Genomic DNA, 26,021 nt, shown 5'->3' with positions numbered 1-26,021 from the left:
AGTATATGAATTCTAATAACAGAAGGGATTTTTTAAAAAAATCATCGATGGCAGGTGTAGGGTTGGCTTTCTTACCAAACCTTATAAATGCTAATAGCTATGAATCGCCTAATGCATACAAGGAAAATTATATGGGTGGCTTTGCTGCTCCTAAAATTAATACGGTTAGATGTGCCTTTATAGGTGTAGGGGCCAGAGGTTCGGGCCATGCCAGACAAATTGCAACTATAGAAGGAACAGAAGTCGTGGCGATAAGCGATCTATATGAAGATTTGGCTAAAAAGTCGGCCGAAAAATGTAAAACGATTGGTGCGGGACAACGTCATAAAGATATAAAGACCTATCACGGAGGAGCAGATGAGTGGAAAAAGATGTTGAATGAGGTTAAACCAGATATGGTAGTTATTGCAACCCCATGGAGTTTGCATGCGCCAATGGCCATAGCAGCAATGGAAGCTGGTGCACATGCTTTTGTAGAAGTGCCCATTGCCGTAAGCATTAAAGAAATGTGGGATATAGTGAAAACTTCTGAGAAAACCCAGAAGCACTGTATGATGATGGAGAACGTTAATTATGGACGTGATGAATTGTTGTACCTTAATATGTGCAGGCAAGGGGTTATAGGCGAATTGCTTCATGGAGAAGCCGCATATATTCACGAACTACGCGGGCAAATGCATGAGGTTGAGCGTGGAACAGGATCATGGAGAACTTACGAATATGCCAAAAGAGACGGGAACCTGTATCCAACCCATGGCTTAGGGCCGGTTGCTCAGTATATGAATTTAGCAAGGGGCGAAGATAATTTCGAGCGCATCAATTCTTTTTCTTCACCGGGGAAAGGACGGAATTTATACGCTAAAAAACATTTTGATAAAGACCACAAGTGGAACCAATTGGACTTTAAAGGCGGTGATATCAATACCTCAATCATTAAAACTACCTTAGGTAGAACCATTATGGTGCAATGGGACGAAACCAGCCCAAGACCGTATTCAAGACATAATCTAATTCAAGGGACTAACGGAACCTTAGCTGGATTCCCAACACGTATAGCCTTAGAGGGTGGCGTTGAAGGAGCAACTAAAAACCACCATAGTTGGGCACAAGGAGAGGATTTGGCCGCTATTTATGAAAAATACGAACATCCATTATATAAGCGATTGGGTGAGGTTTCCAAGAAGATGGGAGGCCATGGCGGAATGGACTTCATGATGCTTTATCGCATTGTTGAATGTTTGCGTAAAGGGCAACCTTTAGATCAAAATGTGTATGAAGGTTGTTTCTGGAGTGCAGTAGGGCCATTAAGTGAAGCTTCGGTAAAAGCGCATGGCGATTCCCAAAAGTTCCCTGATTTCACGCGAGGTGCCTGGAAAACAACCAAGCCTTTGGATATCATTATGTAATATAATTTGAGTTAGTTATAGGATTTTAGTATTTAAAATCAACTTTTTTGAATTCTAAAGCCGCATCCATTTGGATGCGGCTTTATTATTTTTTTACTCTAAAACTTCCTGTATTGGAATCGAAGTCGATGAGGTCTTTTGGAAACAGGGATTGAAAGATTCCTTTGGTAATTAAATTACAGGGCTCGTCGGCATAAACACCTTCTTTGGTCATAACTATCATTGTATCGCATAGTTGTATGGCTAAATCAATTTCGTGAGACGAAAAGAGGATGGTTTTTTGAGTTTCCTTAGCTAATTTTTGAAGAAGTTTTAAAATATACGCCTTATGGTACATATCAAGATGAGTGGTGGGCTCGTCCAGGATGATTAAATCTGTATCCTGCGCAAGGGCTCTGGCAATCATTACTTTTTGCAATTGACCATCACTAAGTTCAAAACATTTTTTATGTTTAATATCCTTGATGTTGGTTAGCTTTAGTGCTTTATTGACCATGGCCATATCTTCGGCAGCCATGGTACCAATCCAATTGGTATAAGGTTGTCTTCCCAAAGCAATTAATTCAAAAACGGACAAGTTCTTGGATACAATTTGTTCCGTTAGTACCAAGCTCATGGTTTTGGCCAATTCTACCGACGTGAAATTTGAAAGCGTTTTATCATTCAATACGATGGAGCCTCCAAGTGGACTTTGAAGCGTTGTAAGTGTTCTTAATAAAGTAGACTTTCCAATACCATTGGCTCCTACCAACCCCACGAGTTCACCTCTGTGAAGCTCGATGTTGATATTGGAGGCCACCCTATTTTTAGAGTTCTTGGAAGTATATCCAATAGCTAAATCTTTGGTGCTTAAAATAATATGTTCGGATTTGCTTGTCACGCGTTCAGAGGGTTTTACGGTTTTAAAATACCATTTTTCGTTTTCTAACCAGTAGCCAAATCACAACAGGAGCGCCTATTAACGAAGTGATCACATTAATGGGCAAGGTATAATCGCTGGTAGGGAGTTGTGCAATACTATCGCAGATCAACATAATAATGGCCCCAAAAATAAACACGGCCGGTAATAATAATTTATGGTTTGAGGTATTAAATATTTGTCTTGTCATATGTGGAATGGCTAAACCAACAAAAGCTATAGGACCGGTAAAAGCCGTAATGGTCCCTGCTAACAAGCTGGTAGCAATAATAATAGTCATTCTACTTCTTTTAATGTGCAAGCCTAAACTTCTGGCGTAGTTTTCTCCCAATAATAAAGTATTGAGGGCTTTTATGGAGGTTAAGCTAAGCAATATCCCCAAAAAATAAATAATAAAGAGCACCAATACCTCATTCCACGTTAAATTGCCTAAACTACCAAATCCCCAGAAAATATATTGTTGTAATTCTTCGGCCGAACTAAAATAGGAAAGAACGCTTACAATGGCAGTGGTAATGCTGCCAAACATAAGTCCAATAATAAGAATGGCCATGGTATCTCTTACACGGGTTGAAACAATTAAAACTGATAATAAAACCAAAAAGCTTCCCAGGCTAGCCGCTATTACAATACTCCATTTAGATATTATCACACTGGCCAGGACACCTCCGAAAAAAGCCGATCCCATAATGATTAGGGCGACTCCCAAACTGGCACCCGAGGTAATGCCCAGTACAAAGGGACCTGCTAACGGATTTCTAAACAAGGTTTGCATCATCAATCCGGAGACTCCCAAACCAGAACCTACAATGATGGCCGTTAATGCCTTAGGTAATCGATAATTAAATACAATTTGATGTAGGGCACTTTCTTCTGAAGAACCAAAGAGTATGCCCAATAACTCTGAATTGGAAATGGATACGGATCCCAAGCTTATATTGGTGATGAAACAGAGCAATAGGAGTATAATCAATACGCCTAAAGTGAGTCGGTATGTATTTTTGTTGGGCAATTATTCTAAACGTTTAAAAAAGTAAAGGTCGTAATTTTTGAGTAACTCCGGATGCGCAATTTTTATAATGTCCTTTAAGATGATGTCTGGCCGTAACGATCCCAATTCGTAAAATAATAATCCGCCCTTTGGGCCAACTTTATTGGTATAGGTATAAATGTTGTTGTCTTTAAAGGCATCAAAAAAAACGTAACCTTTACTACTGTTTGCCATTTGTTCCTTATTGTCAAAGTTTCCGGCCCCAATCCAAAAATTGGCTTGTTGTGCTTTTTGCAGTACATTTTCGAAGTTCAACTGGAGGCTTCCTGTATTTTGGTTGGTCTCCCATAAATAGCGGGTATTGGCATCTTTAAAGTAAGTGGCCATAAAGCTTTTGCCTCCCGGAACGTTCCAAACATCCTTAAACATCGATCCCGACAATACGCTAGGTCGCTTAGGGGCATTTAAAGCCAGTTTTTTAGCCTTTAAATAGGAAGACTCAATGGTTTTAAAAATAGAATCAGCCTCTTTTTCCTTATTAAAAAAGGCAGCTATAAATTTAATCCATTCTGCTTTTCCTAGGGGATGCTCTTCGGTCCAAGCACCATCCAAAACAACTGGAATGTTGAATTTCTCTATTTGGTTAAGGGTTTTGTCATTCCCATTAACCGAAAAGCCAATAACCAGTTCTGGTGCTAATTCGAGAAGCAGCTCCATATTAATATCCAAGTCGTTATTCAAGTCCTTAACATCTCCGTTATCAATTCTTTTTCTGGTTTTTTCGGAAGAGATGAATTTGGTGTTAGGGAAGCCTATTAGACAGGTGTCTACATTTAAATATTCCAAGGTTGGAATGTTGGTGGTAGACATTACAACTACTTTGCTTATTGGGGTTTTTATGACTGTGGTTTTATTGTTGTGTGATGGTATGTCGTATTCTTTGTCAACCAACAGGTAGCGAAGTGTGTCTTTGCTTTTGGGCCAAGCACGGGTAATGGTAATTTCCTTATGGGCGTTAAAGTGCCTTATGGAAAAGCCTTTGGCATATTTTATATTGACGGAAGTTGTTTCAGTTGGGACTGAAGGGGTAAGCTGTTTTTTTTGTTCTTTACAGCCTGATAAAATTAATAGAGTACTTATGTAAAAAAGAATAAAGCGCATGGGACACGATTAAGTGTCAAAGGTCTTTATTTTTTTTGTAATAGCGGTTACGGACACTTATTTTTGGCCTATTAAATTTTAAAATATGAATTTTTTATGCTCTTGGAGTGGTGGTAAGGACAGCTGCTATGCCTTTTATAAAGCTGTGGCATTGGGCTACAAACCAACCCTACTTTTAAATGTGATGAACGAGACTGGAGAACGGTCGCGATCGCATGGTATATCAAAAGAGATTCTTCAGGCCCAAGCCAGTGCACTGGGGGTGCCAATCCATTTTTTTAATAGCACTTGGGAAGCCTATGAAACCAATTATATAAAGAACCTAAAGCTATTAACCGAAACGTATTCGTTATCGCATGCTGTCTTTGGTGATATTGATATAGAGGCTCATAAGCAGTGGGAGGAGAAAGTCTCTGGGGCTGCTAACCTTAAAGCGGTGTTGCCCTTATGGCAGGGGAATAGGCGTCAGTTGGTTTTGGATATGATTACTGCTGGCATTGAGGCTATTATAGTATCCTGTAACCAAGATTTAGGTGAAGCGTTTTTAGGGAAAACCATTGATATTGCTTTGGTTGAAACCTTAGAAGCCATGGGGATTGATGCCTGTGGTGAAAATGGCGAATTCCATACCTTAGTCGTCAACGCTCCCTTTTTTAAAAATAGAATTGACGTTCAAGTTCAAAAAAAAGAATCCCACAAGGATTATTATTTTGCTAATTTAAGGCTGATAAGTTAAGAACTGGGTACAATAAGATTGAAAAGATTGATGAAGATTAAAGGGATTGAAAAGGTAAAAAGGATGTCCAAAGTTAGATGCTAGTGTCTTGAAAATTAGGAGGGACTTTCAGGACAAGACTCAAACTTCTAGGTTGTAATATATAATGTTAAAAGTCTAAAACTCCGCAAAAGTGATAGGAGCGGCAGCTTTTTTAAAATATCTAGCAATTGGAACCAAGGCACAAAGAATCAAGAACCAAGATGGCTAACAATTATAGTCGTTGAAAAACCTTGCATATTTAAAAAAACTATAGCGTATAGCACGGTGGCTTGCCATTTGCCCCAAAAAAAAGCCAAAAAGGAACTTTATCGTGCATCATAAGAATCTATTTAATATTTTTTTCTTTTTAGGGATCTTTAAAATTAAAATAGACCTTATCTTTGCACCGAATTTTGGTTTGGCAATGCCATTAAGAACTATTGAAGCGATTAAAAAGTTCGAAAGGCAAAGCCAATTAAAAGGGAATCTGGTGTAATTCCAGAGCTGTTCCCGCAACTGTAAGTTCCATGCTCAATTTTGATTGGGCATCTCTTGAAGAGGCACTATGTCTTCAAACCACTGTTAACACAGGTTAATGGGAAGGTACGATAGTGTGGGATAAGTCAGGAGACCTGCCAAATTCAAACAATAAAGTCAAACTTTCGGGATAAAAGTTTACGTATGATAATCCATGCGATTCTCGAGCAATTAGTTAATTAAATGAACAAAAAAGCAAGTGTTTTTGGTATGCTGTGTTGTGGTATATCATTATTTGGGTTTGCACAACAGCAAGCCGACTCAACTAGTGTAGAACAACTGGATGAAGTTGTTGTATCAGATTCTAGGTTTAAGCTGAAGCGAGAGCACTCAGGTAAAACGGTTATTAAAATTTCAAAACAGGAAATTGAAAAGAGCCAAGGAAAAACCATTGCCGAATTAATTAATACAAAGTCTGGTATTGTGGTTAACGGAAGTAGAAGTGTTGAAGGGCAAAACATATCCAGCTTTATAAGGGGCGGTAATAACAGACAGGTGTTAGTGCTTATTGATGGTGTACAGGTGAACGATCCTTCTATGGTCTCGAATGAATTGGACTTGCGTTTATTGGATTTAAACACTATTGAATCTATAGAAATTATAAAAGGAGCTGCCAGTACATTATATGGGAATGCGGCAGCCACGGCAGTCATTAATATTACGACTAAAAAGTCGTCTAAAGAAAGTATATCTGGAAATTTCTTAACAGTAGTTGGAACGAACCAAGATCAAGACAATCTAAATTATAATGCCGCTAGTTTTACCAATAGTGTATCGATAAATGGAACCTTGAATAAGCTTACTTATTTGGCAAGCTTTGGCAATAGATACGTTGATGGGTTGTCGGCAGCAAAATCGGACACTCCAGAAAAGGATCCGTTTTCTAGATTTAATACGAATGCAAGATTGGGTTACAAAATTAATGATGCCTTTAATATTACGGCTTTTGCTAGTTATGATAAGTTCAAAGCAGATATTGATGGGTACCCAGCACCTACTTATACTTTTGCTGATACAAACGATGAATACTTGTCTGAACAAAAAAGGGTAGGGCTGTCACCTGAGTTTAAATACGGTAACGGTAGTATTCAAGTTAATGCTGCCTTCACCGAGATAGATCGGGAAACTATTTCAACTTTTGGGTCTGCCCATAAAGCCAAAAGCTACATTGTGGATGCTTTTAATAAATATGTGTTTGATGATACATTCTATACTATAGTTGGTTTGAATTATGGCGATTACAGGAGTCAGTTTTCTAAAGAAGAAAGTTTTACGAATACCGATCCTTATGTGAATATGGTTTATGTTTCAGATTTTGGTTTAAACTTAAATGTGGGAGGAAGGTTGAATATTCATAGTGAATATGGTACGCATTTGGTTTATAGTGCAAACCCTTCTTATAGTATAGCATTAGATGAAGGTTATGCCAAGGTGTTTGGATCGTATGCCACGTCGTTTATAGCTCCTAATTTATCCCAATTGTTTGGATATTATGGCGCAAACCCCGACTTGGAACCAGAAGAAAATAGAACCATAGAAGGTGGTTTGGAGTATAACACTAAAAAAGGAGTTCGTTTAAGCGGTGTTTATTTTAATAGAAAAGAGGAGAACACCATTATTTATACTACAGGTTACGAAAATGCCGCTGCCGATGCAAGGGTTCATGGTGTTGAACTTGAAGCGCAACTCGATTTGGTTAAAGATCTATCCATTTCTGCCAATTATACATTTACCGAGTTGAAGGATGGCGTACGTTTAAGGTTGCCAAAGCATAAAGTTAATGTTGGTTTGGGCTATAACTTTTGTAAAAATACGTTTGCTTCCTTAAATTATCAGTTTGTGGGAAGTAGGGCAGATATGAATTTCTCAACTTATGAAGATGTTGAACTATCTTCCTTTTCTTTAGTTGACTTATATTTTAGTCAGAAACTGGTAAAAAATAAAGTGAAGCTCTTTGCCAGTATAACCAATTTACTCAATGAAGATTATTTTGAAATTCTGGGGTATACCACTAAAGGAAGAAATGTCAACTTAGGGTTGAATATAAACCTATAACGATTTTATCTACTGCTTAACCTCTTGTGAAAATGCCTCCCTTTGTTGGAGGCATTTTTTATGGATTCCTGCTTTCGCTTTGATAGGCTAAGTGCGACACGTTAAAAAAATGACTGCATGTGTTAATCAATAGCTCTGGTCATGTCGAAATGAGGTACGATTGAGACATCACATTATTAATGGTATTAGTGTTACTTTCTTAATGCGATTTAGCTTCGCTGAACCTTATTGGTTTCTCTCTACGATCGAAATGACTAAGCAAGCAAACCTACTTTTGCAAATACATGGAATGGAAAAAACGAAAACAACACTTATATTTTAAAAAACTTGATTATTTAAAATTTCTTATTCAGCAATAAGATCACAATACCAAACACCATATTTATCGCCTTTACACACCGAATCGTCCGTTTTAGGAGTATTATATTCTCGGTATACTTTTTCTCCAATGCTAAATGGAATGGGGTTCTTAAAAATAGGGCCATCAAAGCAAAAGGTATGGAATTCTCCATTTTCGCCACAAGGGTCTACGCCTTTGGGGAGCTTATCAATAAAATCTTTATCTATAACAGTACCCACAAAGTCTTCGTTAAAGTACTTGGAGTTGGCGCATACGATTATGGTTTTAAAGCCTAAATCCAAAAACTCATGTATCAATGCTTTAGTATCGCGTTTCCAAATGGGAAACACCGCTTTAAACCCTTGTTGCGCCAGTTGGTTTTCCCGATATGTTCTTAAATCTTCCAAAAAAATATCCCCAAAGGCACTATGGGTAAAGCCATTTTCTTTTAACTTAGAAACGGTTTCCCCCATTTTTTGTTCATAGGTTTCCATACTGGGCATTTCGGGCAACTCAATAAAGCTGGAGGGGATATTAATGGCTTGGGTTTGTGCTACCAGTAATTCCCTTCTAAGCCCATGCATGGACACCCGATTATAATGGCTGTTAACGGTTGTTATAAGTTCCTCTACAGTATAATTGGGATCCTGTAATAAATGGTATAAGGCTAATGCTGAATCTTTTCCTGTACTCCAGTTGAAGTAGGTTTTGTGTTTAGTCAAAAATTAGTTGGTTTAAAATGTTTTCAGGTAGTTCCTTCTCAATATACATATCATTTTCAAATGGACTTGACTGTTGGTCTATTTCAAAGAGTTGTAAACTATTGTTTGTTTTTGAATTGGCAAAAGTTTTTCCCGTTGCATTTAGTATATCGTTTAATGCCGCAGCAAGTAACGTTTCATTTTCATTCCCTATAATGCCAAGGTCTAAATAATTTTCATGGAGTTCAATGTCTGGAGTAAGACCATCGATGTAATCTGTATAGCCAACCTTGTTAAGCGATTTAAAAATAAGGGGTTGCATAGCGTACGTATGGTTAGGGTTTGCACCCTCACGACCATAGTCTTCTGAATCGTACAGAGTCGTCGATGCTTGATACTTTCCTGTAGTGTTTTCACCAATATGTACTACATTGATGTAAGGGTCTAAGCTGTTGATAACTAACTCGCTCGCAGATGCAGAGTCTTCAGTAGCAATAATGTAAACTTTACTAAGGTTCAAACTGTTTAAGGCAGCCCCTTCATCATTATTGGTAAACCTATTAATGAGGAGTTCAGGGTCTTCATTTTCTATAGCTTGTTGAAATTCACTGTTCCATTGTTCTGTGCTAAAAATATCTCCGGTAAACTGTCCGGTAATCATACTTGATAAAAGAATGGCAGAGTTGACAGATCCGCCAGGGTTATAGCGTAAATCCAATACAAGGTGCTGTATATTATTGGCTTTAAAATCAGCAAAGACATTGTTGAGTTGGGAGTCATAATCTGCCGTAAAGCCATTGTACATTAAATAGCCCACTTTTTCACCCCCTACATCAAAGATGTTTGTTTTAAAAATAGGATTTTCGGCATATTCCAATTTGGTGAGAGATACGGCCTCCGATGTTGAAACTATATTGTCATCAGTACTTTCTGGTGTGTTGTTTGTGTCATACATAGCTAAATTTAGAGTGTAACTGTCCTCACTTAATAAACTGTTATAGTTTGATGTTGTTAAGGGAGTGTTGTTAATGGCATCGAATATATCACCTCGTTTCAATCCCTTATTATCAGCATCACTGTTATTAAGCACAAGTCTTACCACTCCAAAGACTTTACTATTGTTGTTAGGATGTAAAAACAAGCTAAATTCCATCCCATTACTTGTGGAAACACCACTAAAATACTGTTCTAAAGCAATGTAATCGTCTACAATCCAACTATATTTATCTACTGTTTCTCTGTTGTATATAACACTTTCAAACAGTGTTTCAGGGCTAGAAAACCCATTTAAATAATCAGCATATTCACTGTCACTGGAAAATCTGTCATTGGCCAAGTCTGGCACATTATCTTTATAGAGGTAAAAAATGTTCATCCCCTTCCAAACAAAATCGTTTATTTGGTTGGCGCTTATTGTATTGTCGTCGTTGTCTTCAAAGCAACTAATGGTTAATAGGGCAACTACTAACAGCATTATTGGGGTTTTCAAGAACTTCATCTAAATTATTTGTTTGTATTTAACTCAATATACATCCCTTTACCTAATGGTGTAAAATCTTTAGAATCGGCAATAGTTGTAAGATCTAACCCTTTTATTGAATCAGGTTTTCCGGTAATAGTTTTTGTTGTAGTACCGGTTATTAGGGATAAAGCTTTGGCTAAAAAAGGTTCGTTCTCATCTCCTAAAACACCTAAATCTAAAATGTTTTCACCTTCGGCAACAACACCAGACGAGGTTTGGTAAGTAATTAGGTAATCTGGTGGTAAACCGTCGTAATAATCGGAAACATTATTGGCATTGGCCGATTTAAAAACTAAAGGCTGCATGGCATATTTATGATTGGGGTTTGCATTTTCTTTACTGAAGTTATTGGAATCGTATAGCGTTACAGAAGCTGTATATTTACCTGTTGTCGCTGTTCCAATTTGAACAACATCAATGTAAGGTTTCAAACCATTGATTACCAATTCACTTGCTGAAGCAGACCCGCTCGTGGTTAGAATATAAACCTTGTTTAGATTAAGTTTGGTAATAGGGGTGTCGTCTAACAGCTTGTCTGTAAAACGGTTAATAAGACGTTCGGGGTCATTGTTTTCAAAATAATTCTGGTATTTACTGTTCCATTTTTCTTTTGAAAAAATTTGACCAGTGAATTGTCCAGTAATCATGCTTGACAGAATAATTGCAGAACTAACACGACCGCCTGGATTATATCTTAAGTCCAAAACAAGTTCGGATATACCTTCAGACTTTAATAATGCCATAGCCTCATTTAAAGCAGTGTCGAAGTTGGCTATAAATTGGTTGTACATTAAGTAACCTACCTTTGTACCGTTAGCATCAATTACTTTATTGATCAAAATAGGGTCTTCGGTAAAATCTGTTTTTGTTAAATCAACTGTTTTTCCATTTAGGGCAATGGTGTTATTAGTAATGTCTGCCATGCCTAATGTGTAAGTATTGTTAGTGCCAAATAAAAGATCAATATAGTTGTTAATGGTTAACTGTTGTCCATTTACTTCTAAAAAGAATTCCCCTCTTGCAATCGATTTAGAAGCAGCATCAGAGTTATTGGCTACATAGCGAACATAACCAAATATATCGTTGGAATTACCCAATCTTACCAATTGAAAATCCAGTCCGTTGCTTTTAGTGGTGCCTTCAAAAGAGTTTTCCAGAGTAACATAATCATCAACAATATAACTGAATTTATCAACAACATCTTTTTGGTACAACAAAGCGTCGAACAATATTTCAGGAGTGTCATAGCCATTTAAAAACGTATAATAATCATCTAAAGAGGAAAACTTATTGTCTGCTAAATTAGGAACATCATCCTTCCACAAATAAATTTCGTTCAGGCCTAGCCATACAAAATCATTTACTTCGTTATTTAAAACAACCGGTTTTGGTTCTTCTACTTCAACTTCCTGAACACTATTGTCTTTACTGCAATTAACGAGTAGAAGTGATGTTATGCATAGAATTAATAATAGGTTTGAGGATAATTTTTCTATTTTCATAGTTGCAAAGTTTTATTTGGGTAAATCGTAAAATTACTTACATTATTGTATAATAAAAAATAATTGTAACAAAATGATCTGTTGTTCGTCGTAATATCAAATAGCAATAAAAGAGCTATTTAGAACTAAACCATAACCAAAGCATGACTCAAAGTGAGTTTTTAAATATTGTAATGCCTTTTAAGGATAAAGTATTTCGTTTAGCTAAACGCTTACTTATATCTACAGAAGAAGCCGAAGACGCCACGCAAGAGGTCCTGCTAAAGTTATGGAACAATAAAGCAAAGATAGCGGAGTATAAAAATGTTGAAGCTTTTTCTATGACCATGACCAAGAATTTTTGTTTTGATAAGCTAAAGTCGAAACAATCACAAAACTTGAAGATAGTCCATAGTAATTACGAAGACAAACAAACCGCCCTGCAAAAGCAAGTTGAATTAAACGATAGCGTGAATTGGGTCGCTAAAATTATAGAAGAGTTACCAGAACAACAACGATTAATTATTCAACTGCGGGATATAGAGGAATACGATTACGATGAAATTGCAGAGATGCTGGATATGAATAACACGGCGGTGCGTGTAAGCCTGTCCAGAGCCAGAAAAGCAATACGAGAAAAATTAACTAATACACATAATTATGGTATTAAATAATATAGAAAAATTACTTGAAAAATACGAGAATGGAGAAACATCGCTTAAAGAAGAGCAAGTGTTAAAAACCTATTTTACCAGCGACACCGTTGCGCCACATTTAGAAATGTATAAACCATTATTCACGTATTTTTTGGGAAACCAACAAGAACAGTTTACTAAAGACGTTCCATTAAAAACCAAGAGAACATTTAATTATAAGTGGATTTCTGTCGCAGCAGTAGCGGTTCTTATGATAGGGTTTTATTTTAATAAACCTAATAATGTTGGTACTATTGATGATCCTGAAGTTGCTTTTAACGAAGTGTCAAAATCGTTGGCTATGATTTCAAATCATATGAACAAAGGGACGGCTACAGTAGGTTACTTAAACGAAGTTAATAAAGGCACTTCTACCTTGGGTTACCTTGCTGAAATAGAAAATACAACCAGTATAATTTTTAAAACAAACAGATAATTAACCGTACAAATTTTAATAATAGATAACATGAAAAATAGATTAGTAGTATTGGTAATGGCATTAATGTTGTTGCCTTTAATAGGAATGGCACAAAAAAACGTTTTCGAAAAATATAGTGAAAACCCAGATGTGACCTATGTGAACATTAAACCCAAAATGTTCCAAATGATAGCAAAAATTGGTATAGATACCGATGATGCTGAAGCAAAGGCCTATATGGATATGGTAAAGAGCATCACCAGTTTTAAGACCATTGTAACAGACAATCAGTCCATATCGGCAGATATTTCAAAATGGGTTAAATCGCGTTCCAGTGCATTGGAAGAGCTAATGGAAGTTAAAGACGATGGTAGCGAAGTGAAGTTTTATGTGAAAGAAGGTAAAGATGCAGACCATGTAGAAGAGCTTTTAATCTTTGTTAATGGCATAGACAAGGTTATGGACGATAAAATTGAAATTAACGGCAAGGCGCGTAAAATTGAAACCGTAGTGGTGTCGCTTACCGGCAATATCGATTTGAATGAAATTTCTAAGCTTACCCAAAAGATGAATATCCCTGGAGGGCAACATTTAGAAAAAGATAAATAAGCAAAGCAAAATATCAATCATGCAACGCACAGTTAAATATATAGTTTACACCCTATTGGCCACAGTTTTTTTAACAAGCTGTGGTGATGGGGTTAGTTTACAAAGGTACTTTGTAGATAATCAAGAATCAGCTAGTTTCATTTCCCAAGATGTTCCGTTATCTATGATTGAAGTGGATAAGTCCCAATTTAATGAGGAACAGATGGAGGCTTATAATTCGGTAAAGCGATTAAATTTTCTAGGGTTTAAGGCGAATGAGACCAATATGGAAGCCTTTAACACCGAATTAGCTAAAGTGAAAACCATTTTAAACCATAAAAAATATAACGATTTAATAGAGTTTAGTGATAAAGGAAATAAAGTAGTCGTTAAATATATAGGTGATGACGATGAAGCCGATGAGGTGGTTGTGTTTGGAAATGCTAATGATTTAGGTTTTGCTATCGTTAGGGTTTTGGGCAATAATATGAGTCCGGAAAAAATGGTGACCCTGGTTTCTGCATTAAGGGATTCTAATTTCGATGCGTCCCAAGTGTCGTCAGATATTATGAACTTTTTTAAATGATTTTGCAGTATAAATGTTAATGAAAAACTCCCAATATTTGGTACTATTGGGAGTTTTTTTCTTGAGAGTCATTAAGATCTTCTTCAAAATGTTTACTCTTTGTATATATAATATTGGCAATAATTATTAAAAAAATAAGCACCAATATAGTCAATACAATAAAGTTATCGAGTATATTGAATATTCCCGTAACAAATAAGCCAGCTGCTAAAACGCCACAGAGTAATAACGATTGTTTATCGTTAAGTATCATTTTTTAAATTCCAGTATAATTACTAGGTGTAATTTGTTTTAACTCTTCTTTAATCTCGTTAGAGACCTCTAAGGTATCAATAAAATTTGAAATGGAATTTTGGTTTATTTTTTCGTTGGTACGCGTTAAACCTTTTAAGGCTTCATATGGGTTAGGATACCCCTCACGGCGTAAAATGGTTTGAATGGCCTCGGCAACCACTGCCCAGTTATTCTCTAGGTCTTCGGCAAATTTGGCCTCGTTCAATAATAATTTATTCAATCCTTTTAATGTCGATTTAAATCCAATAATGGTATGGCCAAATGGTACGCCTACGTTACGTAAAACAGTGCTATCGGTTAAATCGCGTTGTAACCTTGAAACAGGTAATTTAGCCGACAGGTGTTCAAAAATGGCATTGGCAATACCAAGGTTTCCTTCACTATTTTCAAAATCAATAGGATTCACTTTATGGGGCATGGCACTACTACCAACTTCACCGGCTTTAATTTTTTGTTTGAAATAATCCATGGATACATAGGTCCATATGTCTCTATCTAAATCTAAAATAATAGTATTGATACGTTTAAGGGCATCGAATAATGCAGCCATATGGTCGTAATGTTCAATCTGTGTGGTAGGGAACGAATGGTGAAGTCCTAGTTTTTCTTGTACAAAGCTAGTTCCAAACGCTTTCCAATCCATATTGGGGTAGGCAACATGGTGTGCATTGAAATTTCCAGTAGCACCACCAAACTTTGCAGCATTGGGGATGTTTTTCAATAAATTAAATTGTTCTTCCAAACGAACAACAAACACCTCTATTTCTTTTCCTAAACGGGTAGGGGAAGCAGGTTGCCCGTGCGTTCTGGCCAACATCGGTACTTGGCTCCATTCCTTTGCCACAGCTTTAAGCCTGTCTAAGACACTTTGGTATTCTGGGGTATAAACCAGATTAATGGCCTCTTTAATACTTAAAGGAATGGCCGTATTGTTTATGTCTTGCGAAGTCAGTCCAAAATGGATAAACTCTTTATATTGTGATAAGCCTAAAGCATCAAATTTTTCCTTTATAAAATATTCAACAGCTTTAACATCATGATTGGTTACCTTTTCGATATCCTTAATGGCCAAGGCATCTTCACTGGAAAAAGTTTTGTAAATCGACCTTAAATCTTCAAAAAGAGAAGTGTCTATCGTTTTTAATTGCGGTAGAGGTAGTTCGCAAAGCGCAATAAAATATTCTATTTCTACTAAAACGCGATATTTTATTAAGGCTTCCTCCGAAAAGAAAGGTGCTAATTCACTGGTTTTACTTCTGTATCTTCCATCAATTGGGGAAATGGCATTTAAGGCTGATAATGACATGTTGTGTTATTTTTTTTGAAGTTGCAAAGATAGCTTTTTTTGAACAGAAGATTTTAAGAATCGATAGGAAGTTTGTTGACTAAATTCAAACGATAAAATAGTATATTTATGTAAAATATTTGCGATATGCGATTTATACAGTTTTTATTGGTTATTCTTTTGTCCCAGGAGCTTATGGCTCAATTTTATAAAACATCTGAACCTTTTACACATACCTATTCCATTGTGGCTAGGGATTCCTTAACAGGAGAGATGGCTGTGGCGGTACAAAGCCATTGGTTTAGTGTAGGTAGTGTGGTCACTTATGGTAAAGCCGGTGTTGGGGTTGTTGCTACCCAATCGTTGGTTAATCCAAGTTACGGACCAAAAGGCTTGGCCTTGATGGAGCAAGGCTTGTCACCAGAACAAGCTTTGAACATACTGCTGGAAAACGATTCAGGAGCAATGTACAGACAGGTGGCTTTTTTGAATAATAAAGGATTGGTAGCAACGCATACGGGAAATCAATGCATTGACGAGGCTGGCCATAGACAAGGCAAAAACTTTTCTGTTCAAGCCAACATGATGCTGGAAAATACGGTTTGGGATGCGATGGCTAAAGCTTTCGAGAGTACAAAAGGTAGCCTGAGTTACCGTGTATTGGCGGCATTAAAGGCGGCAGAAAACGAAAAAGGAGACATACGTGGCAAACAATCGGCTGCGATATTAATTGTTAAGGGACATGCAACAGGCAATATATGGGAAGATGTGGTCATGGATCTTAGGGTTGAAGATCATGAAAACCCTATACAGGAACTGGAGCGATTAGTAAAAATACATGAAGCATACGACTATATGAATAAGGGGGACTTGGCCATGGAGAAAGGAGATTCTAAAAAAGCGGAAAGCCTGTATCTACAAGCACAAAAACTGTTTCCAGATAATTTAGAGATGACGTATTGGTATGCTATTAATTTATTGAATAACAAAGATTATAATAAAGCATTTCCCATTTTAAAATCTGTTTTTGACCAAGATAAAAACTGGAAAACCCTAACGAAGCGACTGGTTAAGAGTAAGTTGCTAAATATAAGCGAAAAAAAGTTAGCAGCCGTTATGGCATTATAGGTTCTCTTGCTTTATTCTCTTAAGAATTCGCTTTGCCCTGGCCTTAAAGCCCGCACTCTGGGTATGGAAGTCCTGTTCTAAAATCAATGCTAGTTCCTTATGGATCCAATTAGAGTCTTTTCCCAATAAAAAGAGCGTTTCCATAGCGTGTACTTTAGCAGCTACTTTTTGGTCACTAATCATCCAGTCAAAACAGGCTTCAACCATTAATTCTTTATGTGTTGGTGTTAGCGCTTTTTTTAATGGATTTGTGGTTTTAGAGCAATAAGCTTTGGCAATTAAACTACAAACCTTGGAAACCGGTCGTATGGCGGAATCTAAATGCACTTTTTTAAGGTTATTGCTAAATGTATCTAAATAGGGTACTATAGCATAGGGGTATTCAATGCAAACAAATTCTAAAATCCAAGCCGCCCTACACGATAATTTATCATCGACCATAAACATAATGTCTAAAAGCTTAGGGAATAAAGTTAAGTCGTTTAAGATCAGATGGGCATATTTTAAACGGTTTTTGCGGGAGGCGTTAACATAGTTTAATTCTTCATGTAAATCCTCTGTGTTCATCTAATTATTTTATATTTTAGAGTTCTAAAAATACTATAAAAATAAATCAAAGCAGATGAAGAAAATAAAAAAGATAGGATTGCTTTTGCTGATACTTTTGGTAATTGCCCAGTTTTTTGGTCCAGAAAAAAATCAAGGTGATCTAGCTTCTGTTGAACCCTTTTTTACAGAAACAAACCCTTCAGAAGAAGTAAAACTTATTTTAAAGGAAAGCTGTTTTGATTGCCATAGCGACTCTACCAGATACCCTTGGTATAATAATATAACGCCGGTAAATTATTGGTTGGCAGGGCATATTAAGGATGGGAAAAAGCATTTTAATATGTCAAATTGGGTGGGCAATTCGGTAAAGCGTAAAAACCACAAGTTTGAAGAGTTAATAGAAATGGTTGAAGAACGATTTATGCCATTGAAGTCATATACATGGACACACGATGAAGCCAAATTAAGCAATGACCAAATTGAAGCCGTCGTTAACTGGGCGAAATTAGTGCGTACAAAATATGCCCTGGCGCCAAAACCTGAATGAAGTATAGACAGTTTCTAAATTAGGATTAACGTCCAAAGATATTCTTGAATTGGTGGCATTAAAAAAACTATTGATTATTGGTTTTGTATGGCCAGAGCCCAAAAGTTCTGCTGCAGGAAGTCGCATGATGCAACTTATTGAAGCTTTTAAAGCTGCAAACTACAACATAACTTTTGCTAGCGCATGTACTAAAACAGACCGAGCTTTTAACCTGGAAACTATTGGAGTAGACCAAAAAACAATAGAACTAAACCATTCCAGTTTTGATCGTTTTGTAAGAGCACTGAATCCAGATGTGGTCTTGTTCGATCGTTTTATGACCGAAGAACAATTTGGTTGGCGGGTTGCCGAACAATGTCCAAATGCACTTAGGGTGTTAGATACTGAAGATTTCCATGGGTTGCGTAAGGGGAGGCAACAGGCATTTAAGGATAATGCAGATTTTGATAAAACGTATTTGTTTAATGATACTACGAAACGTGAAATAGCAAGTATTTATAGAAGCGATTTAAGTTTGATTATTTCTGAAGCTGAAATGCTGATTCTAAAAATGCAGTTCAATATAGATGAATCGCTATTATGTTACCTACCTTTTATGTTGGATGTTATTCCTGAAACTAAAGTTAAAGCCTTGCCTAAGTTTGAGGAACGTCAACATTTTATAACGATAGGAAACTTTTTGCATCCCCCTAATTATAATGCCACTTTATATTTAAAAGATATGATTTGGCCCAGAATTAAAAAGGAGTTGCCCAAGGCAGAATTACATATTTATGGCGCTTACGCATCTCAAAAAGTACAACAGTTGCATAATGAAAAGCAAGGGTTTTTAATAAAAAGCTTTGCTGAAGATGTCAACCAAGTGATGCAACAGGCCAAGGTATGTTTGGCGCCTTTACGTTTTGGTGCTGGATTAAAAGGTAAGTTGGTCGATGCCATGCAAAACGGGACACCTTGTATTATGACTACAATAGCTGCCGAGGGTATGTTTGGTAATTTTAAGCCAAACGGGTACGTTGAGGATGAACCTGATGCATTTGTAAGCTCAGCTGCTAAACTATACACAGAAAAGAAACTTTGGTGTGAAATGCAGCAAAATGGATTTGAAATTATAAATGAACGTTTTGATAAGGGGGTGCATCAGGAAAGGCTATTACAAGCTTTAGCTACTGTAACTGAAGAATTAAGCACCAAACGTCAGAACAATTTTATAGGACAGCTATTGCAACACCATACCTTGCAAAGTACCAAGTATATGAGTAAGTGGATAGAGGAGAAGAATAAATTGTAAGCTTAAAAATGCAAGACCATAACGTTTTTAATTTGTTTAAAGATCGGCTTGAAATACAACATTTTAATTTGCCAGATGCCGATATAATACTTTACGATAACGTATTTACTTTAGAAGAGAGTGATACACTTTATAAGAGTTTGTATAGTACCATTAATTGGCAACAGGATAAGATTAAATTTTATGGCAAGGAATTTAATGTGCCAAGATTAACGGCGCTTTATGGTGATACGAACAAAAGTTATAGATACTCGGGTATTTCTATGCACCCACATCCATGGAATACCGATTTGTTGTTTGTTAAAAACCGTATTGAGATTCTAGCAAAAACTAAGTTTACAAGCTGTTTGTTAAACCTTTATCGTTCAGGGCAGGATAGTAACGATTGGCACCAAGATAATGAGAAAGAGTTAGGGGTGAATCCAGTTATAGCTTCGGTGTCTTTTGGGGAAACCAGGCCATTCAAACTAAAACATATTAATAATGCCAATTTAAAAACGGTTAGCATTCCTTTAAACCATGGTAGTTTGTTGCTTATGAAGGGTACAACACAGCATTTTTGGAAACATAAAATACCTAAAACTACTAGGGCAATTGATCCAAGAATAAACTTAACCTTTAGGATTGTTCACTCTTAATCATTTTGATAGCTTGTTGAATGCCAATAGTTGCTTTTTCCGAGATAACCGTTAAATTTTCATTGCTGTTAATATTGGGGTTTGGATCAATAAAATAGACAGGAGTATCTCCAGGTACATAATGCATTAACCCTGCTGCGGGATATACCTGCATGGATGTACCAATAATGATTAAGATATCTGCGGTTTCACAAATACTAATGGCTTTCCCAATCATGGGGACATCCTCGCCAAACCAAACAATATGTGGACGCAACTGATGCCCTTTGCTGCAAACATCGCCTAAAACCAAATCGGTTTTCCATTCCTGTACATCGGTTTTATCAACGGTACTTCTTACTTTAAATAACTCGCCGTGCAAATGAACAATATTGCTGCTTCCAGCACGTTCGTGGAGATCATCGATATTTTGGGTAATGATGGTCATCTTAAAATTGCGTTCCAACTCAGCTAAAGCATAATGTGCACTATTGGGTTCAACCGTTAATAATTGTCTTCGTCGTTGGTTGTAAAAATCCAAAACCAGTTTTGGGTTGGCGGCAAAGCCTTGTGGTGAAGCAACTTGCATCACATCGTGTCCTTCCCATAACCCATCGGCATCACGAAATGTTTTAATGCCGCTTTCGGCACTCATACCTGCTCCAGTAAGGACTACAATATGTTTTTTCATCGCTAACAATTTGTTGATCTCAAAAATAGTTGAAACTATGTAATTTAATGCTTTAGCTTCTAAAAAATCTTAGTCACGAATACACAAATTCCTTTTAAAATATTTTGGATATCTATATATGTCATAATATAAAGGGACAGTGTTTTGTTATTTTGATGTGTTATACTGAACATAATTGAAGTGAAAAGAGTAACTCATCTCATAATCAATAGGTTCTATGCTTGGTTGTCTTCCATTCTGAATAGCTTAGCGATATTATTACTAATAATGGGCTAAATCAAAAGTATTTTTACTTTGTATTCTTTGTAGTTATATTTAAAAACAAATAGCACTAACCCTATTAATAAATAGTTTGTAACTGTTGAAGATCAAATATTGGGCTGGATGTTGCTCTTTCGATAGTTGTTATGTGTTGATAATAATAGGGTCTACTAAAATATTTGTGTATTCGTGGCAAAAAATTATACAAAAAACGGATTTTTAATCTGGATCTAAGCTTAAGTCCGTAATGGGTTATTCATCCAATAAATCCGGTCGGCGGGCTTTGGTGCGTTGGTAAGCTTGTTCTTCTCGCCACTTTTCAATTTCGGGAAGGTTGCCGCTAAATAACAGTTCAGGTACTTTCCAACCTTTATATTCGCGTGGTTTGGTGTATATGGGCGGGGCTAATAGGTTATCTTGAAACGAATCGGTCAATGCAGATGTTTCATTCCCTAGCACTCCAGGGATTAAACGTATTACCGCATCGCAAAGTACGGCAGCGCCTAATTCACCACCAGAGAGAACATAATCGCCTATGGAAATTTCACGGGTAATAAAATGATCGCGCACACGTTGGTCCACCCCTTTATAATGCCCGCATAATATAATGATGTTTTCTTTAAGCGATAGTTGGTTTGCGATACCTTGATTTAAGGTCTCGCCATCTGGAGTCATATAAATAACTTCATCGTAGTGCCGTTCTGCCCTTAACCCCGAAATACATTTGTCTATAGGCTCTATCATCATAACCATACCGGCACCACCACCAAATTGATAGTCGTCTACCGATTTGTAGTTGTCCGTAGCATAATCACGAAGATTATGAAAATGAACCTCCACAAGATTGGCTGCTATGGCCCGTTTTAATATAGAGGCCTCAAAAGGACTTTTGAGCAGTTCGGGCAATACCGTTATAATATCTATTCTCATGGGGCAAAAGTACATGAATTTTTTCATTTGAAAATTCGCAAAAAACAAATGAAAAAAAATATATGGACTAACAAAGTTTTTACAGAAAAAGATGGTTTTTAGAACATAAATGAGAAGCTACAAATTGTAATAAAAAAAAATCTGTAATGGAGATTACAGATTTTAAAAGCTTGAAAAAGGAGTGATTAGACACCTTTTTGTTTATTGATTTCATCCTGGAGTTGTCGCCTTACTTTTTGTTCACGTTCTAAGGCTGTTTTACGATGTTCTTCAAACTCTTCTTCAATTTCAGAAAGTGCTAATTTGGCCTGTCTGGTTACAGTATTACTGTTTTTAAATTTATATATGAATAAAATCAGTAAGGCAAGCAAACCACCAATAATAGACCACATAAGCAGGTTGTAACCTGTTTTACTCATTTGTAGCCCAAAAAGTGCCATACTGTTTTTTTCGGTATTGGTTTTATCTAAGTCGCTTTGGGTTGAGGAAAGCTTGGTTTTTAAATCTGAAATCTCTTTAGCCTGGTTGTCAACAACAATCTGGGTATCCGCTAAGTTTTTGTGCAATGTTTTTAAAGAATCAACAGCATGGGCTTGTAGCGCTAAAAGCATGCTACGTTTAACAGCTTCATACATCTGTCCGTTGGTGCCTTTAAAATTACCGGATTTTTTTAGAACGTATTCAAATTGATCGTTTAAGGTACTATTATCTAAAGAAAGGTTATCATTTTCTTCTACAGTTTGTGCAAATGAAGTTGATGAAAATATACAAAGTAAGGCTAAAGCTATATAATACTTAATGGATTTCATTTATGATTGGTTTAAATTGATGTCACGAATTTATAAAATATTGTTCAGTATGAAACGGATTTTAATAAAAAGCCTCACTTTTGTGAGGCTAGGGTATATACGATTGAAAAATAAAAATGGATGTTCATGATTAAAATTTCAATAAATGATATTAAAACTTATTTTAATAATAAGTAAAACGTCTAACTTTTGCTATATATTTTGCAAGCCTAATGACTTGGTGGCTATAACCATATTCATTGTCGTACCATACATATAATACTACATTTTTACCATCTTTCCTTACAATGCTTGCTTTGCTGTCGTAAATTGAAGGTGCCGAAGACCCAATAATATCACTAGAGACCAGTTCGTCACTTAATTCATATTTTATTTGTTCCACAAGGTCACCTTCCAACGCATATTTTTTTAAAATGGTATTTAATCCATCAAGGGAGGTTTTACTTTCCAATTCTAAATTTAAAATAGCCAGTGAACCATTAGGTACAGGAACTCTAATGGCATTGGATGTTAATTTGCCTTCTAGGCTCGGTAAAGCTTTGGATACTGCTTTTCCGGCCCCCGTTTCGGTAATGACCATATTTAGGCCAGCAGCACGGCCACGGCGGTATTTGCTGTGGAAATTATCGACTAGGTTTTGGTCGTTGGTATAAGCGTGAATAGTTTCAATATGACCATTTTTTACACCAAATGAATCTTCCATAACCTTTAAGATGGGTGTAATGGCATTTGTGGTACAAGATGCTGCCGAAAAGATATTAAGTTTATCTGGGTTGTTGCCGGCATGGTTCACGCCATAAACAATATTTGGTATTTCTTTACCGGGAGCTGTTAATAATACCTTATCGACCCCTTTAGATTTTAAATGCCTGCTTAGAGCTTTTTTGTCCCTAAATACGCCAGTATTATCTATTACTAATGCATTATTGATGTTGTATTTTGTGTAGTCTATATCTTCTGGGGCATTAGCAGATATAACGTTTACTGTTGTGCCGTTTATGGAAAGCGCATTATTCTTTATATCGGCAGAAACGGTACCGTAAAAATCACCATGTACCGAATCATTGCGAAGTAAAGCAGCTCTTTTTTCCAGAATTTCTGGGGTAATAGTGCCACGGGTAACTATGGCTCTTAAGCGTAGTTGATTGCCTTTGCCGGTACGTGTCATAAGTTCGCGGGCTACTAATCGTCCTATTCTACCAAAACCATAAAGCACAACATCTTTAGGCTTAATGTCTCCATTTTTACGGGCATCTTTTAGTTTTGATGAAACAAAAGCGATAACACTATTGTGTTTGTTGTCTTCTAGATGAAACTCGTAAGTTAGTTTTCCTATATCCAATTTGGCCGGAGGAATATCCAGTGTTTTTATAGCCTGTGCTATTTCAACCGAATCGAAAATTGAAATGGGTTTTTGAACAAATTTGCAAGCGTATTCATGTAGATTTAAAATCTGGCTTACATTTTGGTCTATTAACTGATTTCTAAAAAGCACCAATTCAATGGATTTATCGTACCATAAATCGCTTACTATTTTAATAAATTCTACGGTAGCTCTCCTGCGGTCTGCCTGAAAAGCTAATTCTTTTTCGTAAGAGTCTTTAAAAAGCATCTTTGTTTATTTAGAGTGTTGTTTAAATTTTGGCAAAAATACCATATTTCAAACGTTTTCGTAGCGTATTTCAAAAAAAAATATTCAACTTGAAAAGTTGAAGATTTTGTTGAAATTGTCATTCACGTGAAAACGGGAATCTAAAAAATAACCCCATTCAAAATCCATAGGTTTTGATGGGGTATTAATTACTGTCTTTATGGGTTTTTTATCTAAAGATGACTTCTTTGGGTTCTAAATTTGGAGTTAAATAAGCTAGCTGTTCAATATGCTTATCAAAGTTGCCCCCGTACTTTTCTTTTAGCTTAATGATATCTTTAATGGATTCAATTTTTTTGCCATTTATTTCAGTAATGATATAATCATCCCTAATACCCAAACTGGAGTATAAGTCCTTGTTTTTGGTTTTGGTAATAAGTACTCCGTTTTCAATATCATATTTTTCTTTTATAGAACTAGGGATGTCTCTAAATTCCATATCCCAAAACTCTACAGTTGATATATCTTCTTTAGAAATTGTAACTGGTAAGGTTAGCAACTTACCATCCCTAAGTAACTTAACATTAACAATGTCATCTGGTCGTTTGGTTTTTAAGTAACCTTTTAGGTCTTCAAATTTAGATATCTTTATATGGTCCAACTGCTTTATAATATCTCCTTTTTTTAGCCCTGCTTTTTCTGCTCCAGAATTATGTGTAACTCCATCTACATAAACCCCTTCAGTTTCGTCAATATCCAATTCGTTTGCTTGGAAACTGTTTAGAACCCGTGGATATATTCCTAGAATCCCTTTTTGTATACCGCCATATTCCAAAATATCCATGTATACTTTTCGAGCTATATTACTGGGAACAGCAAAGGAATATCCTATATAAGAACCTGTTTGTGATGAAATTGCTGTATTAATACCTATTAGCTCACCATTAACATTAACTAATGCCCCACCAGAATTTCCTGGATTAACGGCAGCATCAGTTTGGATAAAAGAATGTATATTCTCCCCAGTTGGGTCTAAATTTCTAGATTTAGCACTAATAATTCCTGCGGTAACAGTTGATGTTAAATTAAATGGGTTACCTACAGCCAATGCCCATTCACCAACTTTAACATCGTCGGAGTCAGCAAAATTCACTACAGGCAAATCTTCATCCGAATCTATTTTTATGACAGCAATATCGGTTTCGGGGTCAGTACCAATAATTTCAGCTTTATAGGTTTTGTTGTTGTTCAATGTTACTGATAGTTCTTTTGAATCTTTAATAACATGATTGTTGGTAATTATATATCCATTAGGATCTACTATAACCCCAGATCCAGTTCCTAATCTGTATTGAGGTTCACTTCTACCTAAAAAAAGATCCTGGATAGTCATTTGTCTAGAGCTAATAGATACATTTTTAACATGCACTACGGCATGCACGGCATTTTCGGCTGCTACCGTAAAATCTGGTGCCTCTAAAATGTTGTTTATGGTACTTAAATTATTAGTGGGCAAAAATGTAGGGGTTTCATTTTGTGTGACTACCACTTTGTGATCGTCTTCCAAAAATAATTTATAGGCTCCTAGTGTCATGATACCACCTAAAGCCGAAACCAAAACAAGTGATAAAATCTTCTTCATAATTCTTAAAATTTAAATTGTAATAACAACGATTAAAATTAAATATTTATTGAGTTGCCAATTGGCTTTTAACGCTTTTTAACTTCAACTTTAACGACTATTTAACAGATGTAAAACCGTTATAATATTCCTAAATTTGGTAATAAAGACATCATAAAATTTGTTTTTACTTTAATAACCTTTTTATTGGTTCATCTATTTTTTCATTTGAAAGTTCACCAAAAACAAA

General features: G+C 36.2%; 25 protein-coding genes and 1 riboswitch. Of the genes, 11 read left to right on the top strand and 14 right to left on the bottom strand.

Annotation, left to right across the window (positions count from 1 at the left end):
* The first annotated feature begins 5 nt into the window (after nucleotides 1-5).
* Complete coding sequence (locus MR062_RS13440) at nucleotides 6-1,406, top strand: Gfo/Idh/MocA family protein (RefSeq protein ID WP_242205136.1); 1,401 nt, start codon at nucleotides 6-8, stop codon at nucleotides 1,404-1,406.
* An 85-nt stretch (nucleotides 1,407-1,491) separates the two neighbouring features.
* On the opposite strand, the gene MR062_RS13435 is transcribed toward MR062_RS13440, so the two are convergent.
* From MR062_RS13435 to MR062_RS13425, 3 genes are read right to left on the bottom strand one after another with little or no spacing between them, the layout of a single operon-like run.
* A complete protein-coding gene (locus MR062_RS13435) occupies nucleotides 1,492-2,286 on the bottom strand; it encodes an ABC transporter ATP-binding protein (protein ID WP_242205133.1) in 795 nt (264 codons plus the stop codon).
* Between the two features lie 22 nt (nucleotides 2,287-2,308).
* Nucleotides 2,309-3,337, bottom strand: a complete 1,029-nt coding sequence (locus tag MR062_RS13430; RefSeq protein WP_242205131.1) for a FecCD family ABC transporter permease — start codon at nucleotides 3,335-3,337, stop codon at nucleotides 2,309-2,311.
* A complete protein-coding gene (locus MR062_RS13425) occupies nucleotides 3,338-4,477 on the bottom strand; it encodes an ABC transporter substrate-binding protein (protein ID WP_242205129.1) in 1,140 nt (379 codons plus the stop codon).
* An 85-nt stretch (nucleotides 4,478-4,562) separates the two neighbouring features.
* Here MR062_RS13425 and MR062_RS13420 point away from each other — a divergent pair, with 85 nt between their 5' ends.
* Both MR062_RS13420 and MR062_RS13415 read left to right on the top strand, forming a co-directional pair.
* Complete coding sequence (locus MR062_RS13420) at nucleotides 4,563-5,213, top strand: Dph6-related ATP pyrophosphatase (RefSeq protein ID WP_242205127.1); 651 nt, start codon at nucleotides 4,563-4,565, stop codon at nucleotides 5,211-5,213.
* A gap of 469 nt (nucleotides 5,214-5,682) precedes the next feature.
* Nucleotides 5,683-5,888, top strand: a riboswitch (cobalamin riboswitch).
* 66 nt (nucleotides 5,889-5,954) lie between these two features.
* Entirely contained in the window at nucleotides 5,955-7,826 is a 1,872-nt protein-coding gene (locus tag MR062_RS13415) for a TonB-dependent receptor plug domain-containing protein (RefSeq protein ID WP_242205125.1), read from the top strand.
* Nucleotides 7,827-8,171: 345 nt separating this feature from the next.
* On the opposite strand, the gene MR062_RS13410 is transcribed toward MR062_RS13415, so the two are convergent.
* The 3 genes from MR062_RS13410 to MR062_RS13400 are packed head-to-tail and all read right to left on the bottom strand — an operon-like array spanning nucleotide 8,172 to nucleotide 11,891.
* Nucleotides 8,172-8,888: a Dph6-related ATP pyrophosphatase gene (locus MR062_RS13410; RefSeq protein WP_242205123.1), complete on the bottom strand. Its 717-nt coding sequence runs from the start codon at nucleotides 8,886-8,888 to the stop codon at nucleotides 8,172-8,174.
* Nucleotides 8,881-10,365: a S41 family peptidase gene (locus tag MR062_RS13405; RefSeq protein WP_242205121.1), complete on the bottom strand. Its 1,485-nt coding sequence runs from the start codon at nucleotides 10,363-10,365 to the stop codon at nucleotides 8,881-8,883. The genes MR062_RS13410 and MR062_RS13405 overlap by 8 nt, the downstream gene beginning before the upstream one ends.
* 5 nt (nucleotides 10,366-10,370) lie before the next feature.
* Nucleotides 10,371-11,891, bottom strand: coding sequence for a S41 family peptidase (locus tag MR062_RS13400; RefSeq protein ID WP_242205119.1), 1,521 nt, complete (start codon nucleotides 11,889-11,891; stop codon nucleotides 10,371-10,373).
* 143 nt (nucleotides 11,892-12,034) lie between these two features.
* Between MR062_RS13400 and MR062_RS13395 the strand changes: the two genes are divergently transcribed.
* The 4 genes from MR062_RS13395 to MR062_RS13380 are packed head-to-tail and all read left to right on the top strand — an operon-like array spanning nucleotide 12,035 to nucleotide 14,157.
* Complete coding sequence (locus tag MR062_RS13395; protein ID WP_242205117.1) at nucleotides 12,035-12,544, top strand: RNA polymerase sigma factor; 510 nt, start codon at nucleotides 12,035-12,037, stop codon at nucleotides 12,542-12,544.
* Entirely contained in the window at nucleotides 12,531-13,001 is a 471-nt protein-coding gene (locus tag MR062_RS13390) for a hypothetical protein (protein ID WP_242205116.1), read from the top strand. Before MR062_RS13395 ends, MR062_RS13390 begins: the two co-directional genes overlap by 14 nt.
* A gap of 30 nt (nucleotides 13,002-13,031) precedes the next feature.
* Entirely contained in the window at nucleotides 13,032-13,592 is a 561-nt protein-coding gene (locus MR062_RS13385) for a DUF4252 domain-containing protein (protein WP_242205113.1), read from the top strand.
* A 19-nt stretch (nucleotides 13,593-13,611) separates the two neighbouring features.
* Nucleotides 13,612-14,157 carry a DUF4252 domain-containing protein gene (locus tag MR062_RS13380; protein ID WP_242205110.1) on the top strand — a complete coding sequence of 182 codons (546 nt, stop codon included), beginning with the start codon at nucleotides 13,612-13,614 and terminating at the stop codon, nucleotides 14,155-14,157.
* 43 nt (nucleotides 14,158-14,200) lie between these two features.
* On the opposite strand, the gene MR062_RS13375 is transcribed toward MR062_RS13380, so the two are convergent.
* Together MR062_RS13375 and purB are read right to left on the bottom strand one after the other, a co-directional pair.
* On the bottom strand, nucleotides 14,201-14,410 hold the full coding sequence (locus tag MR062_RS13375; protein ID WP_242205108.1) for a hypothetical protein: 210 nt from the start codon (nucleotides 14,408-14,410) through the stop codon (nucleotides 14,201-14,203).
* A gap of 3 nt (nucleotides 14,411-14,413) precedes the next feature.
* A complete protein-coding gene (gene purB, locus MR062_RS13370) occupies nucleotides 14,414-15,757 on the bottom strand; it encodes an adenylosuccinate lyase (protein WP_242205106.1) in 1,344 nt (447 codons plus the stop codon).
* A gap of 126 nt (nucleotides 15,758-15,883) precedes the next feature.
* On the opposite strand from purB, the gene MR062_RS13365 reads away from it, so the two are divergent.
* A complete protein-coding gene (locus tag MR062_RS13365) occupies nucleotides 15,884-16,864 on the top strand; it encodes a DUF1028 domain-containing protein (protein WP_242205104.1) in 981 nt (326 codons plus the stop codon).
* Here the strand turns inward: MR062_RS13365 and MR062_RS13360 are convergent.
* Nucleotides 16,859-17,431: an adenylosuccinate lyase gene (locus tag MR062_RS13360; protein ID WP_242205102.1), complete on the bottom strand. Its 573-nt coding sequence runs from the start codon at nucleotides 17,429-17,431 to the stop codon at nucleotides 16,859-16,861. The two genes, MR062_RS13365 and MR062_RS13360, sit on opposite strands and share 6 nt — an antisense overlap.
* 55 nt (nucleotides 17,432-17,486) lie before the next feature.
* Between MR062_RS13360 and MR062_RS13355 the strand changes: the two genes are divergently transcribed.
* The 3 genes from MR062_RS13355 to MR062_RS13345 are packed head-to-tail and all read left to right on the top strand — an operon-like array spanning nucleotide 17,487 to nucleotide 19,889.
* Complete coding sequence (locus tag MR062_RS13355; RefSeq protein WP_242205100.1) at nucleotides 17,487-17,960, top strand: heme-binding domain-containing protein; 474 nt, start codon at nucleotides 17,487-17,489, stop codon at nucleotides 17,958-17,960.
* Nucleotides 17,961-18,012: 52 nt separating this feature from the next.
* Complete coding sequence (locus tag MR062_RS13350) at nucleotides 18,013-19,251, top strand: glycosyltransferase family 4 protein (protein ID WP_317235837.1); 1,239 nt, start codon at nucleotides 18,013-18,015, stop codon at nucleotides 19,249-19,251.
* 8 nt (nucleotides 19,252-19,259) lie between these two features.
* Nucleotides 19,260-19,889 (top strand): alpha-ketoglutarate-dependent dioxygenase AlkB family protein, encoded by a 630-nt coding sequence (locus tag MR062_RS13345; RefSeq protein ID WP_242205094.1) that lies wholly within the window; start codon nucleotides 19,260-19,262, stop codon nucleotides 19,887-19,889.
* Here the strand turns inward: MR062_RS13345 and MR062_RS13340 are convergent.
* The 5 genes from MR062_RS13340 to MR062_RS13320 all read right to left on the bottom strand — a co-directional run bounded on the left by MR062_RS13340 (nucleotide 19,870) and on the right by MR062_RS13320 (nucleotide 25,792).
* Complete coding sequence (locus MR062_RS13340; protein WP_242205092.1) at nucleotides 19,870-20,559, bottom strand: SIR2 family NAD-dependent protein deacylase; 690 nt, start codon at nucleotides 20,557-20,559, stop codon at nucleotides 19,870-19,872. The genes MR062_RS13345 and MR062_RS13340 overlap by 20 nt on opposite strands.
* A gap of 513 nt (nucleotides 20,560-21,072) precedes the next feature.
* The gene (gene trmD, locus MR062_RS13335; protein ID WP_242205090.1) at nucleotides 21,073-21,750 is read right to left on the bottom strand and encodes a tRNA (guanosine(37)-N1)-methyltransferase TrmD; all 678 of its coding nucleotides are present in this window, start codon (nucleotides 21,748-21,750) and stop codon (nucleotides 21,073-21,075) included.
* A 185-nt stretch (nucleotides 21,751-21,935) separates the two neighbouring features.
* A complete protein-coding gene (locus MR062_RS13330; protein ID WP_242205087.1) occupies nucleotides 21,936-22,559 on the bottom strand; it encodes a tRNA (guanine-N1)-methyltransferase in 624 nt (207 codons plus the stop codon).
* Between the two features lie 163 nt (nucleotides 22,560-22,722).
* Nucleotides 22,723-24,171, bottom strand: coding sequence for a glyceraldehyde-3-phosphate dehydrogenase (locus tag MR062_RS13325; RefSeq protein WP_242205085.1), 1,449 nt, complete (start codon nucleotides 24,169-24,171; stop codon nucleotides 22,723-22,725).
* A 208-nt stretch (nucleotides 24,172-24,379) separates the two neighbouring features.
* Nucleotides 24,380-25,792 carry a trypsin-like peptidase domain-containing protein gene (locus MR062_RS13320; RefSeq protein WP_242205083.1) on the bottom strand — a complete coding sequence of 471 codons (1,413 nt, stop codon included), beginning with the start codon at nucleotides 25,790-25,792 and terminating at the stop codon, nucleotides 24,380-24,382.
* Between the last annotated feature and the right edge of the window lie 229 nt (nucleotides 25,793-26,021).

Source organism: Aestuariivivens insulae, assembly GCF_022662195.1.
In the GTDB taxonomy this organism is placed as follows: domain Bacteria; phylum Bacteroidota; class Bacteroidia; order Flavobacteriales; family Flavobacteriaceae; genus Aestuariivivens; species Aestuariivivens insulae.
Note: the sequence above shows the minus strand (reverse complement) of the source record. Positions and strands in the feature narration are given on the sequence as shown.